This is a genomic window from Pseudomonas mediterranea CFBP 5447, assembly GCF_000774145.1.
Taxonomy (GTDB): domain Bacteria; phylum Pseudomonadota; class Gammaproteobacteria; order Pseudomonadales; family Pseudomonadaceae; genus Aquipseudomonas; species Aquipseudomonas mediterranea.
Window position 1 is genome coordinate 676016 of the sequence record NZ_KN322986.1, and the last position, 13411, is coordinate 689426.

Sequence of the window (13411 nt, forward strand, 5' to 3'; positions counted from 1 at the left end):
GAATTTGGTCGACAACGCCCACGGGCGTCGCCGGAATCGTTGCATTTTGCGGGTTTAGTGCGCAACCGTCACCCGTAAAGTGCAGATCCGAGATTTTCGCCGCGCTCCAGGGCCTCATCGCGAGCAGGCTCGCTCCCACAGGACGAAGCGCAGCCGATCCATTGTGGGAGCGAGCCTGCTCGCGATAGGGCCTGCCAGGCAACAGAGATACCCGCCGGCACTTGCATCTTCCTCATCCCACCCGCATAACTGCCCCTATGAATCTGCCCCTTGCAGCCGACCACGCCATGGCAGGCTTTCACCCCGCCGTCCGCGCCTGGTTCAGCCAGACTTTCCCGGCGGTCACGGCCGCCCAGGCCCGGGCGTGGCCGTTGATCGGCCAGCGTCGTTCGACCCTGGTGGCCGCGCCCACCGGTTCGGGCAAGACCCTCACGGCGTTTCTCGCCGTGCTCGATGACTTGGTGCACCGCGGCCTGGAACAGGGCGGCCTGCCGGACCAGACCCTGGTGGTCTACGTCTCGCCGCTCAAGGCCTTGAGCAACGACATCCGGATCAACCTGCAAACACCGCTGGCCGGCATCACCGAACAATTGCGCCAGATGGGCCTGCCGCCCCTGCAAATCACCACCGCCGTGCGCACCGGCGACACCCCGCAGAAAGAACGCTCGGCGATGCGCAAGGCCGCGCCGCACATTCTGGTGACCACGCCCGAATCGCTCTATGTGCTGCTCGGCTCCGATTCCGGGCGACAGATGCTCGCCAGCACCCGCACGGTGATCGTCGATGAAATCCACGCCATCGCCGCCAGCAAGCGCGGCAGCCACCTGGCCCTGAGCCTGGAGCGCCTGCAAGCGCTGTGCAGCGAGCCGCTGGTGCGCGTCGGCCTGTCCGCCACGCAAAAGCCCATCGAAGCGGTGTCACGCTTTCTGGTGGGCGAAGGCCGCTCATGCGAAATCGTCGACATCGGCCATGCCCGCCCCCGCGACCTGGACATCGAGGTGCCGCCGGTGCCGCTCTCTGCGGTGATGGCCAATGACGTGTGGGAACTGGTCTACAACCGTCTTGCCGAGCTCGCCCGGGCCCACCGCACCACCCTGGTATTCGTCAATACCCGGCGCTTGGCCGAACGCTTGAGCCGCCATCTGAGCGAGCGCCTGGGCAAGGACGCCGTGGCCGCCCACCATGGCAGCCTGGCGAAAGAGTTTCGCCTCGACGCCGAGCAACGGCTCAAGCGTGGCGAATTGCAGGTGCTGATCGCCACCGCGTCCCTGGAACTGGGCATCGACATCGGCGACGTCGACCTGGTGTGCCAGATCGCCTCGCCCCGCTCGATTTCGGCGTTCCTGCAACGGGTTGGCCGTTCCGGCCACCAAGTTGGTGGCACGCCCAAGGGGCGTCTGTTCGCCACCACCCGCGACGACCTGATCGAGTGCGCCGCCCTGCTCGATTGCGTACGCCGGGGCGAACTGGACATCCTGCACATCCCCAAGGCACCGCTGGACGTGCTGGCCCAGCAGATCGTTGCCGAGGTCAGCTGCCAGGAATGGCAGGAACAGGCCTTGCTCGACGTCTTTCGCCGCGCTTCGCCCTACGCCGGACTGGACGAAGGGCATTATCAGGCGCTGTTGCAAATGCTCGCCGAAGGCCTCAACAGTCGCCAGGGCGTGCGCAGCGCCTACCTGCATCGCGACGCGGTCGCCCGCACCCTGCGCGGGCGGCGGGGCAGCAAACTGACCGCCGTGACCAGCGGCGGCACCATCCCGGACAACGCCGACTACAGCGTGCTGCTCGAACCCCAGGGCCTGAACATCGGCAGCGTCAACGAAGATTTCGCGGTGGAGAGCATCGCCGGCGACGTGTTCCAGCTCGGCAATACCTCCTACCGCATCATTCGCGTCGAGACCGGCCGCGTGCGGGTCGAGGACGCCCAGGGCCAGCCGCCGACCATTCCGTTCTGGCTCGGCGAAGCCCCGGGACGCAGCGCCGAACTGTCCCTGGCCGTGGCGCGCCTGCAAGCACAGCTCGATCAACTGCTCGGCGCCACACCCGGCAATCTGCAACCGGCCCTCGATTGGCTGACCGGTACCCTACAGCTGAACCTGGCCAGTGCCGAGCAACTGCTGGACTACCTGGCCCCGGCCCGCCTGGCCTTCGGCGCCCTGCCGTCCCAGGACACGCTGGTGATGGAGCGGTTCTTCGATGAGTCCGGCGGCACCCAACTGATCATTCATACGCCGTTCGGCAGCCGCATCAACCGCGCCTGGGGCCTGGCCCTGCGCAAGCGTTTCTGCCGCACCTTCAATTTCGAATTGCAGGCCGCCGCCAGCGAAGACGCCATCGTGCTGTCGTTGTCTACCAGCCACAGTTTCGAGCTGGATGAAGTCTGGCGCTACCTCAACAGCCACAGCGCCGAACAGATCCTGGTGCAGGCGGTGCTGGATGCGCCGCTGTTCGGCGTGCGCTGGCGCTGGAATGCCGGGGTGGCCCTGGCCCTGCCGCGCTACACCGGCGGACGCAAGGTCGCCCCGCAGATCCAGCGGATGAAGAGCGAAGACCTGATCGCCAGCGTGTTCCCCGACCAGATCGCCTGCCTGGAGAACCTCGCCGGCGAGCGGGAAATCCCCGATCACCCGCTGATAGAGCAGACCCTCGACGACTGCCTGCACGAAGCCATGGACAGCGAAGGCTGGCTGGCGCTGTTGCGACGCATGGAAGCGGGCGAGGTTCGCCTGATCAGCCGCGACCTGCCCGCCCCGTCGCCCCTGGCGGCCGAAATCCTCAGCGCTCGCCCCTACACTTTCCTCGACGACGCGCCGCTGGAAGAGCGCCGGACCCAGGCAGTCATCAACCGGCGCTGGAGCGATCCACAATCCACCGACGACCTTGGCGCGCTGGACGCCGAGGCCATCCAGTCGGTCAGGGAAGAAGCCTGGCCGACCCCGGCCAACCTCGATGAAATGCATGAAGCACTGATGAGCCTGGCCTGCATCGCCGACAACGAAGCCAGCGCTCACGAATCGTGGCCCGGCTGGCTGCAGGCGCTGGCCGACCGTGGGCGCGCCAGCCATGTGCAAATCAGCGCCGAGCGCGGCCTGTGGGTGCCACTGGAGCGGCTGACCTGCCTGCAAGGGGTTTATCCACAGGCCCCATGGCAGCCCGCACTGACACCCCTGGCCGGGTTCGATGAGGCCTGGGACAGCGACGAAGCGGTGGTGGAAGTGCTCCGTGCCCGGCTCAGCGCCTTTGGCCCGCTGCCGCTGACCGCCATCGCCTATCCGTTGGGGTTATCGACAGCGCAAGCCACCCAGGCCCTGGCGCACCTGGAACAACAAGGCTACGTGCTGCGCGGCCGCTTCACGCCGGGCACCGGCCAGGAAGAATGGTGCGAACGGCATCTGCTGGCCCGCATCCACCGCTACACCGTCAAGCGCCTGCGCCGGGAAATCGAACCGGTGATGCTGCAGGATTTCATGCGATTCCTGTTCGACTGGCAACACCTGTCGCCGTCGACCCAAGGCCGGGGCAGCGCCGTGTTGCCGTCGATCATCAGTCAGTTCGAAGGCTACCCGGCCGCGGCCTCGGCCTGGGACAGCGACCTGTTGCCGGCGCGGATCAAGGACTATTCCGCCAATTGGCTCGACGAACTGTGTCGCAGCGGTAAGCTGGTCTGGACTCGCCTCAGCGCCCGGCAGAAAGCCTCCGCCACGGCCCTGCGCAGCACGCCGGTGGTGTTGCTGCCGCGCAGTCAGGTCGCGCTGTGGAGCAGCCTGGCGGAGCAGACGCCACTGAGCGAACTGTCCCTCAAGACGCAGAAAGTCCACCAGGCTCTTAGCGAGCATGGCGCGCTGTTTTTCGACGAGTTGCTGCACGAAGCCCATCTGCTGCGCGCAGAACTGGAAATTGCCTTGCAAGAGCTGGTGGGCGCCGGCCTGGTGAATGCCGACAGCTTCGCCGGGCTGCGGGCGTTGATCACGCCCGCCAGCAAGCGCCAGGCCCGCAGCAGCCGACGCGGGCGCGGGGCGTTTGTCGGCGGGATGGACGATGCCGGCCGCTGGGCCTTGTTGCGCCGCAGCCAGCCAGCGCCGAGCGAAGGCAACCGACCCGCGCCGACACCACCGGAAACCCTGGAGCACATCGCCATGACCCTGCTGCGGCGTTATGGCGTGGTGTTCTGGCGCTTGTTGGAGCGGGAGGCGGATTGGCTGCCGAGCTGGCGCGAGTTGCTGCGCACCTTCCATCGCCTGGAGGCGCGGGGAGAAATTCGCGGTGGACGCTTCGTCAGCGGCCTGGCCGGCGAGCAATTCGCCCTGCCCGAAGCCATCCCGCTATTGCGCGAAGTCCGTCGCCGCCCTACCGACGGCAGCGTAATTGCGGTGTGCGGCGTGGATCCGCTGAACCTGGCCGGTACATTGCTGCCAGGGGCGAAAGTACCGGCGCTGGCGAGCAATCGGCTGGTGTATCGCGATGGGTTGCCGGCGGCGGCGCAGATTGCCGGGAAGCTGCACTTCTGGTTGGAGCTGGATGTGCAGGCGATGGGGGAAATCCGCAGCAAGCTTATTCAGAAAAATTGAGGTGACTGGGCGGGCCCTATCGCGAGCAGGGCTCGCTCCCACAAAGGAATGCATTTTCACAGGGGAATGTATTCAACTGTGCGAGCCTGCTCGCGATAGGGCCATCAACCCCACCACAAAGGCGAGCTTTTACTGAGGACGATCAGGCACCTCAGCCCCTTCCACCGGCTCTTCCACCAACCGCTTCGGCAACATCACCTGCTGTGGATAAGTCTGCGCGAAATGCACCGTCGGGCTGTTATCCACAAGCTTTTTCAAGCGCTGGTTGAACGCTCTGCTAACTGCATACTGCCCACCCGAAACGGTGCGGAACTGCGCCGTGAGCACCACGCCGTTGAGGTCCATCCGGTCGACGCCGAACACGTCCAGCGGTCCTTGGAGGTTGAACTTGAGAAACGGGTCTTCCGAAATCGAACGGCCGGCTTCGCGGATCAGTTCGATGGCCTGGTCCACGTCGGTGTCGTAGGTGAACTGCACCGAGAAAAAAGCGAAGGCAAACTGTCGGGACTGATTGGTCACTGCCTTGATCTGGCCGAACGGCACCGAATGCACGAACCCCTTGCCGTCGCGCAGGCGCAGGGTGCGGATCGTCAGGCCTTCCACGGTGCCGGCGTGGCCGGAGTCGAGCACCACCCAATCACCGATGGACAGGGTGTCCTCGATGATAATGAACAGCCCAGTAATTACATCCTGCACCAGTTGCTGCGAACCGAAGCCGATCGCCAATCCCACCACCCCGGCGCCCGCCAACAACGGTGCGACGTTGATGCCCAGGTTGGCCATGGTGGTGATCGCGCAAATCACCACCAGGATGATTTTCGCCGCGTTGCGCAGCAGCGGCAGGATGGTTTTGATCCGGGTGCTGGGCTGGCGTGCGCCGCGCTTGTTCAGCGGCGGTTTCAGGGCTTCCTGAATGGCCGTGTCGAGCACCACCCACATCAGCCAGGTCACCAGGAAAATCAGGCCGATGCGGCTCAGGGAATCGCTGATCGCCCTGCCCACGGCGTTGCGCGAAGCGAATTCGAACAGCGAAATCCCCCAGATCCGCCCGAGGATCTCAATGAACGCCACTGCCATGACGATCCGCAACAACGCGTGCAGCAGGCTCAGCAGCCGGCCCTTGTAGGCACTGTTGCGCTGGATGGTTTCGGCCTTGGGCGACTTGAACACATGCTGGAGCACGGTGCTGAGAAACACCGTGGCAATCAGCAAGATGGTGGTGAACAGCGCGCAGCGCAGGGCTTTCTGGTTGTCTTCGCCGACACCGATCAGGCTGACCGCCGAAACCAGCACCATCAGCAGGATCGGCCAGTTCCAGAGCCCGGAAAAGATCCGCAGCGACTCCTGCAGGGCCGGTTGTTTCAAGCGCTGGGCCAGCGGCCGGTTGCGGATCAGGTGGGCCACCGGCCGACGCATGCGAATCACCAGCCAGCCAAAGATCACCGAGGCCAGCAGCCCGGTGAACACCGCCACGCTGCTGGTGATGTTGCCACCCAGTTGCCGGGCAATCTGCGGACTGGTGAGCGCATCGCTCAGGGCGGCGAGGAAACCGATCAGGAACAGCGGTCGCGGGCTGAAATGGCGAATGATCGCCACCGCCCGGCGCTTGTGGCCGGCGTTGAACATCACGATCACACACAGCAGCACCGAGGTGGAGAAAACGCCGCTGCTGGTGGCATAGGCGAAGCACAGCGCCAGGGCGCGACCGACCGACACTTGCAGGAAATGGCTGACGTACAGGGTCAGCGGCAGGCAGACCAATGCCGGCACGGTGTAGGGCAGCAGGTAACCGAGCAGGTCCACTACCCGCTGACGGGTGCGCAGCCAACGACGCCGCCCCAGATGGCGTACCAGCAGCCGCGCGCCGGCCCAGATCAGCCCGAAGGCCCCCAGCCAGACGCCGGACAGCAGCAGGAAATCCCCCGTCACACGCCAGGACGAGCGAGAAGTCTGGTCCACCAGCCGGTCCACCTCGTCCGCCGCCCGATCCGCCCGCAAGCGCCAGGCATCGATCAGGCTCTGGTTGAGGTCGAGTTTGTCCTGGACGTCATCGATGCTCGAACTGATCGCCCCGAGCAAACCGCCCTGGACCAGGGGTTCGGGTTCGGCAGGCGCTTCACTGGGCGCGGGCGTGCCGGGAACGGCGGCGGCGCCATAGGCGACACCGCCGGTCAGCGCCAGCAAGGCCAGCAGGAATACACGGCTCAATCGAGACAAAACACGAGGCTCCTTGATGGGATCGGTAAGGAACTGATCAACAACGGGCCGGCAAGTTCGCTCCAGAGGTCAATACAAAACCTTGTGGCGAGGGGATTCATCCCCGTTGGGCTGCGCAGCAGCCCCAAGACAGTCGACACAATCTGCCTGATACACCGAGGCGTAAGTATTTAGGGCTGCTCCGCAGCCCAGCGGGGATGAATCCCCTCGCCACAAGAACCCCACCGCTTTCACCACCGGGCACTTCGTCGAAACTTTCTGCGCCGCCCGACAGTCATCAGCAAGACACCGGCAGTACGAGGTCATCTGGCACGGGAGGGACGCATGACGGCAATCCACATCGGCATTTCCGGTTGGCGATACACGCCTTGGCGGGGGGATTTCTACCCCAAGGGGCTGACCCAGAAGCGTGAATTGCAGTTCGCCTCACGAGCGGTCAACAGCATCGAAATCAACGGCTCGTTCTACGCCCTCCAACGTCCCGAACGCTATGCCCAGTGGTATGCCGAGACGCCGCCGGGCTTCGTGTTCAGCGTCAAGGCGCCGCGTTTCATCACCCATATCAAGCGCCTGCGGGATATCCACAAGCCGTTGGCCAATTTCTTCGCGTCCGGGGTGCTGGAACTCAAGGAAAAGCTCGGCGCCATCCTCTGGCAGTTTCCCCCCAGCTTCAAATTCGACCCCGAGCTGTTCGAGGACTTCCTCAAGCAGTTGCCCCACGACACCGAAAGCGCCGCCGCCCTGGCCCGGGAGCACGAGCCGCGCCTGGACGGCCACGCCAGCACCGAAACCGATAAGAAGCGCCCGCTGCGCCACGCGGTCGAGATCCGCCATGAAAGCTTCATCGACCCACACTTCATCACCCTGCTCAAGCGCTACGACATTGCACTGGTGATCGCCGACACCGCCGGCAAGTGGCCCTATCGCGAAGACGTCACCAGCGATTTCGTCTACCTGCGCCTGCACGGTGCCGAGGAACTTTATGCCAGCGGCTACACCGACGAGGCGTTAAAACGCTGGGGCGACCGGATCGAGGCCTGGAGCCACGGCACACAACCCGCAGACGCCCAGCTGATCGACCCGAAAAAGAAACCCAGGGCGCGCAAGAGCCGGGAAGTATTTTGCTATTTCGACAACGACATCAAAGTCCGCGCGCCCTATGACGCGCGCCACTTGCTGGAGCGCTTCGACCTGGACAAGGACCTCGCCACCACACCCGGCGAGCGCCCGGCAGAGGGAGTATTGCCATGAGCACGTCTGGCCCTACCGAAGCGACCCGTGATGCAACCACCGATGCGCCCCAGAACCTGGCGCATGACCTCGACCGGATCAGCCGCTTCACGGTCCTGACGGTCAACACCCACAAGGGTTTCACCGCCCTGAACCGACGCTTCATCCTGCCGGAACTGCGCGAAGCGGTGCGCAGCGTGTCCGCCGACGTGGTATTCCTGCAGGAAGTGCACGGCGCCCACGAACATCACCCTCAGCGCTTCTCCAATTGGCCGAGCATGCCGCAATACGAATTCCTCGCCGACAGCCTCTGGCCACAGTTCGCCTATGGTCGCAACGCCGTGTATCCGGCGGGCGACCACGGTAACGCGCTGCTGTCGAAGTTCCAGATCATTCGCCACGACAACCTGGACGTCTCCATCAGCGGCCATGAGAACCGCGGCATGCTTCACAGCGTGTTGCGCCTGCCGGGCGGTGACGGCCCCCAGGTCCATGCCATTTGCGTGCACCTGGGGCTGCGCGAGGGTCATCGTGTCGAGCAACTGAAATTGTTGTGCAAACGCCTGAGCGAACTGCCACCCGAGGCACCGGTAATTGTCGCCGGGGATTTCAACGATTGGCGCGGCAAGGCCAACGACCTGCTCGAACCCTGCGGCCTGCGGGAAGTCTTCGCCGAACAATGGGGCAAGCCGGCCCGCAGCTTTCCGGCGCGTCTGCCGATCCTGCGCCTGGACCGAATCTATGTGCGTAACCTCAAGGCCTATCAGCCCAAGGTGCTGAGTGTGCGCCCCTGGTCGCACCTGTCCGACCATGCGCCGCTGTCGGTGGAGATCGAACTATGAGCGCGACGATGAACAAGGCGACAGTGGAGCAGGTCGAGACGCCGCCCACCGAGCGCGATCCGGCGCTGGTGGACGTCGAATATGGCTGGCATGGCAATAACCGTGTCACCCTGCTGGAAAATGGCGAGGAATATTTCCCCCGGGTGTTCGAGGCTATTTGTCGAGCCGAAAATGAGATCCTCATCGAGACCTTCATCCTGTTCGAGGACAAGGTCGGCAACGAATTGCGCGACGTACTGGTGGGTGCCGCCCAACGGGGCGTACGAGTCACCCTGAGCCTGGATGGCTTCGGTTGCGGGGAACTGACGCCGAACTTCCTGGCCTCGTTGAGCGATGCCGGTGTCCGCCTGCAAATGTTCGACCCCGCCCCTCTGCACCTGGGCATTCGCACCAACTGGTTCCGCCGCCTGCACCGTAAGGTGGTGGTGATTGACGGGGTGATTGCCTTCATTGGCGGGATCAATTTCTCCGCCGACCATCTGGGGGATTTCGGCCCAGAGGCCAAGCAGGACTATTCGGTGGAGATCAAGGGCCCTGCGGTGGTCGATATCCATCACTTCGCGTTGATGCAAAGCGGTCGTCCGGCCCGGGCCAAATACTGGTGGCAGCGGCGCCGCAGCCGGCGCAGCGAGCTGGCTTTCAGCGACCACGACGGCCAGGTGCGGCTGGTCTATCGGGATAACCATGAGCACCAGACCGACATCGAAGAGGTCTACCTGCAAGTACTGCGCAGCGCCAAACGGCGCGTGGTCATCGCCAATGCCTATTTTTTCCCTGGCTATCGGTTGCTGCGGGAAATCCGCAATGCGGCGCGGCGTGGCGTGGAGGTGCGGCTGATCCTGCAGGGCCAGCCGGACATGATGATCGCCAAGCTGGCGGCGCGGATGCTGTACGACTATCTGCTCAAGGCCGGCGTGACGATCTACGAATATTGCGAGCGGCCCCTGCATGGCAAGGTTGCCCTGGTGGACGAGGACTGGAGTACCGTGGGTTCGAGCAACCTCGATCCCCTGAGCCTGTCGTTGAACCTGGAAGCCAACGTGCTGATCCGCGATCGGGGCTTCAACCGCGAACTGTTCCAGCGCCTCGATCACCTGAGCCGCGAGCACTGCACCGTCATGCCCGCCAACCACGCTCCACGGGGCCTGCTCTGGCGCATGACCATCGGTTTCATGGTGTTCCACTTCCTGCGTCACTTTCCGGCCTGGGCCGGATGGTTGCCGGCCCATAAACCGCGCCTGAAACCTTTTTCGCCGCCGACGGCGGTTCGGAGCGAACCCCATGAACCACTCTGAGGCGCACACCGCGCCGAGCGATACCCGTGTCCGGGACGAGAACAAGCCCAAGTCACGCTGGAGCCGCTGGAAAAGACCGCTGACCCTGGCGTTCTTCCTGCTGCTGATCGTGCTGTTCACCACCCTGGCCCGGCGCATCGACTGGTCAGAGGTGTTCGACACACTGGCGGATTTCAAGGTACGGACCCTGGTCATCGCCGCCACGCTGACCCTCGTCAGTTTCATTACCTATGCCTGCTTTGACCTGATCGGGCGCACTTACATCCGCCAGAAACTGGGTTGGCGGCAGATCTTGCCCGTGGGGGTGATCAGCTACGCCTTCAACCTCAACCTCAGCGCCTGGGTCGGTGGCATTGCCATGCGCTATCGGCTGTATTCCCGCCTGGGGGTGAGCAACGGCAATATCGCCAAGATCCTCGGCCTGAGCCTGGCCACCAATTGGTTCGGCTACATGACCCTGGCCGGGGCGGTATTCAGCAGCGGCCTGGTGACGATGCCGCCGGGCTGGAAACTGAGCAGCGATGCCTTGCAGGGTGTGGGCGCGCTGTTGCTGCTGGCAAGTGCCGGTTACCTGCTGGCCTGCCGGTTTTCCAAGCGTCGTGCCTGGACGATCCGCGGCATGGAAATCAACCTGCCCTCGCTGCGCATGGCGGTGCTGCAACTGGCCCTGGGGGCGCTGAACTGGTCGTTGATGGCGGCGGTGATCTTTACCTTGCTGCCCAGCAAACTGGAGTACCCGGTGGTGCTCGGCGTATTGCTGATCAGCAGCATTGCCGGGGTCATCACCCATATTCCGGCGGGGCTCGGCGTGCTGGAAGCGGTGTTCATCGCGCTGCTGCAACACGATGCGTCACGGGGCAGCCTGCTGGCGGGGTTGATTGCCTATCGGGCGATCTACTTCATCCTGCCGTTGCTGGTCACGGTGGTGATGTACCTGGTGATCGAGGCGAAGGCCAAGGCGTTGCGGATCAAGCCTGGGCTCAAGAAGCCCGAGCATAAATGATCATCGTCTGATTTGGCGCTATCGCGAGCAGGCTCGCTCCCACAGGGGGGGAATACGAGCCTATGTGGGAGCGAGCCTGCTCGCGATAGCGCCCCCATGGACAACGAGTCTACCGCTCCTGAATGATGCTCAACCGCTCTCCCACCACCATTTCCGTGATCCAGTCCACCAGGATCGAGGTGTAGGCCTGCTGTGAGATGGGGTCGCTCAAGGCATGGTCGGCGCCATCGATGATTCGATGGGTCAACGAATGGGTCTGCTGGCACGCGGCGCGGTAGCTCATGATGGTGGCATGGGGCACGTGATCGTCGGTTTCCGATTCCACCAACAATACATCGCCGGTGAACTGCGAACAGGCGTGCAGTGCGCGGTTGGTATCGGCGTGTACCAGGGTACTGCGATAATCCAGCAGGTCGCTTTTGTCCAGGTCGCGCTTGGGCGTGTGCCATTGCTCGTCGCGGTACAGCGCCGGCACCCGCAACGCCAGCCATCGTACCGGGCGCAGCGAGGTCAGAATCGAGGCGAGGTAACCGCCGTAGCTGGTACCGACCACTGCAATCGCCGATGTGTCCAAGGCGGGATGAGCGAGCAGGCGGTCATAGGCCGCCAGCAGGTCCCGCAAGTTGTCTTCCCGCGTCACCCGGGACAGCGGAATGCCCGCCCCGCCGGTATGGCCGCGCAAGTCGAAGGTCAGACAGACGCAACCCAGGCCGGCGATGCCCTTGGCCCGCTCCAGGTCACGTTCCTGGCTGCCGCCCCAACCGTGTACGAACAACACGCCAGGGACTTTCGACTTGGGGCTCAGGAACGTGCCGTTCATGTGCTCGTCGTCGATCTCTATCTGAATGGTTTCACTTCTAGCCGTCATGGGAATGAACCGTTACATATTTGAGGAGGAAATCACCGTTGTGTGCCGGGCCGCGGTATACTTCCATGGCGCCGGGGGGCAACGGCTGGTCAATGTAGGTTTCCACCGAGGACACGCGGACCACACTGGTCGAGGGGTCTTGGACGAATATTTGCAGCGCCGCCAGTTCCGCACTGCTGGCCCCGCCCATGCGCCAGGATTGCTCCAGCACGCCGCCACGGGGCTGGCCGCCGGTGTCGATGCCTTGGGCAATGTCGTAGTTGCGCCGGGAAGCAAAGAAACCGGGATAGGCCTGGTTCGCCGCATCGTCGAAGACTTGTGCGAGCCGCACCGCTTCGCGCATTTCATCGGGCAACTCGAGCCTGAGCAATTCGATGTAGCCGCCCTGCACGACCAGCAGATCCGAGCCGCCATACACTTCCAATCCTTGGCTGTCCCGGGTCAGGTGCTGCACACCGCAATAGCTCAGGCTCTTGCCATGGATAGTGCTCTGGCCGACGCTCTGGGTCCTGACCTCATCGAGGTTCTGCTCCAGCACCACCCCGTCGCGGAACACGGCCTGGGCATCGGGATCAGCGGCGATTTCATCGAACTGTGCAAGGTTCTGGATAACCCGCTGGTCGCGCCCGGCACAGGCGTGTATCGGCTTGAAGCGGATGGGGCCGGCGTACAACAGATGTTCGGCGGCCAGACGCGCGTCCTTGAGTGAAAAAACACTCACGCCATCGAGCACCACGCTACGGGCGAGCTTGGCAAACAGCGGCGACCAGCCGATGGGGGCGACGGCATACTTGTTCAGTAGACCGTGGGTGATGGCCTTGGTGCAGATGAAATCATGCTCGACGTAACCGCCCCACAGATCGTCCGGCCCCGAGACACCCAGTTGCCGCGCGGCTTCCGGGCCGATCAGGGTTTGCGTGGGCAGCAGATACAGATCGCGTTCGGCATGCTGCTGGCTGTCATAGCTGCCGCCATATTCAATGCCCAGGATCTGCGCCAACCAACGGGCCAAGGCACGATTGGTTTCCACTTCATGGCGCGGCGCGTGAGGATTGACCGAATGGGCCACTACGGTTTTGTTGCGATTGACTGGCGTCATGCGTTGCCCTTTTACCTGCGCTCATGGCTGTGGATAAAAGGGTGCAGAGATCAGGCCAACGGCCTGACGCGGAGCGGACGGTCAAGGAAACGGGCGCTTTGAGAAAGATTGATAGCACCGGGCCTGTTTCATTCTGCACGACCCTTGGCGGGCATCCGGCAAATTGCACGATGCTGATACACCCCCTGTGGCGAGGGAGCTTGCTCCCGCTGGGGTGCGAAGCGCCCCCAATAGAATCCCCCCCGACATTCACGCAGCCAGCGGAAGCAGGCTCCTTGCCACAGGC

8 protein-coding genes are annotated in these 13411 nt (G+C 63.9%); 5 read left to right on the top strand and 3 right to left on the bottom strand.

Annotation, left to right across the window (positions count from 1 at the left end; all coding sequences use genetic code 11):
* Positions 1-257 precede the first annotated feature (257 nt).
* The gene (locus N005_RS19975) at positions 258-4571 is read left to right on the top strand and encodes a DEAD/DEAH box helicase (protein WP_047702766.1); all 4314 of its coding nucleotides are present in this window, start codon (positions 258-260) and stop codon (positions 4569-4571) included.
* Positions 4572-4700: 129 nt separating this feature from the next.
* Here the strand turns inward: N005_RS19975 and N005_RS19980 are convergent, their stop codons facing one another.
* A complete protein-coding gene (locus N005_RS19980) occupies positions 4701-6788 on the bottom strand; it encodes a mechanosensitive ion channel family protein (RefSeq protein WP_144402704.1) in 2088 nt (695 codons plus the stop codon).
* 324 nt (positions 6789-7112) lie between these two features.
* Between N005_RS19980 and N005_RS19985 the strand changes: the two genes are divergently transcribed.
* Genes N005_RS19985 through N005_RS20000 form a run of 4 tightly spaced genes read left to right on the top strand, consistent with a single transcriptional unit; the run spans position 7113 to position 11158 of the window.
* Positions 7113-8039, top strand: coding sequence for a DUF72 domain-containing protein (locus N005_RS19985; RefSeq protein WP_047702767.1), 927 nt, complete (start codon positions 7113-7115; stop codon positions 8037-8039).
* Positions 8036-8860: an endonuclease/exonuclease/phosphatase family protein gene (locus N005_RS19990; protein WP_047702768.1), complete on the top strand. Its 825-nt coding sequence runs from the start codon at positions 8036-8038 to the stop codon at positions 8858-8860. Before N005_RS19985 ends, N005_RS19990 begins: the two co-directional genes overlap by 4 nt.
* The gene (gene clsB, locus N005_RS19995) at positions 8857-10155 is read left to right on the top strand and encodes a cardiolipin synthase ClsB (RefSeq protein WP_047702769.1); all 1299 of its coding nucleotides are present in this window, start codon (positions 8857-8859) and stop codon (positions 10153-10155) included. The genes N005_RS19990 and clsB overlap by 4 nt, the downstream gene beginning before the upstream one ends.
* A complete protein-coding gene (locus N005_RS20000) occupies positions 10142-11158 on the top strand; it encodes a lysylphosphatidylglycerol synthase domain-containing protein (RefSeq protein WP_047702770.1) in 1017 nt (338 codons plus the stop codon). Before clsB ends, N005_RS20000 begins: the two co-directional genes overlap by 14 nt.
* A gap of 109 nt (positions 11159-11267) precedes the next feature.
* Here N005_RS20000 and N005_RS20005 read toward each other — a convergent pair whose 3' ends face one another.
* Both N005_RS20005 and N005_RS20010 read right to left on the bottom strand, forming a co-directional pair.
* Complete coding sequence (locus N005_RS20005; RefSeq protein WP_047702771.1) at positions 11268-12026, bottom strand: alpha/beta hydrolase family protein; 759 nt, start codon at positions 12024-12026, stop codon at positions 11268-11270.
* A complete protein-coding gene (locus N005_RS20010; protein ID WP_047702772.1) occupies positions 12016-13125 on the bottom strand; it encodes a DUF3182 family protein in 1110 nt (369 codons plus the stop codon). The genes N005_RS20005 and N005_RS20010 overlap by 11 nt, the downstream gene beginning before the upstream one ends.
* Between the last annotated feature and the right edge of the window lie 286 nt (positions 13126-13411).

What these genes read in the sequence shown, in the direction of transcription:
- N005_RS20000 (WP_047702770.1), top strand. Translation starts at nt 10,142, where the DNA reads ATGAACCACTCTGAGGCGCACACCGCGCCGAGCGATACCCGTGTCCGG.
- N005_RS19985 (WP_047702767.1), top strand. Translation starts at nt 7,113, where the DNA reads ATGACGGCAATCCACATCGGCATTTCCGGTTGGCGATACACGCCTTGG.
- N005_RS20010 (WP_047702772.1), bottom strand. Translation starts at nt 13,125, where the DNA reads ATGACGCCAGTCAATCGCAACAAAACCGTAGTGGCCCATTCGGTCAAT.
- N005_RS20005 (WP_047702771.1), bottom strand. Translation starts at nt 12,026, where the DNA reads ATGACGGCTAGAAGTGAAACCATTCAGATAGAGATCGACGACGAGCAC.
- N005_RS19975 (WP_047702766.1), top strand. Translation starts at nt 258, where the DNA reads ATGAATCTGCCCCTTGCAGCCGACCACGCCATGGCAGGCTTTCACCCC.
- clsB (WP_047702769.1), top strand. Translation starts at nt 8,857, where the DNA reads ATGAGCGCGACGATGAACAAGGCGACAGTGGAGCAGGTCGAGACGCCG.
- N005_RS19990 (WP_047702768.1), top strand. Translation starts at nt 8,036, where the DNA reads ATGAGCACGTCTGGCCCTACCGAAGCGACCCGTGATGCAACCACCGAT.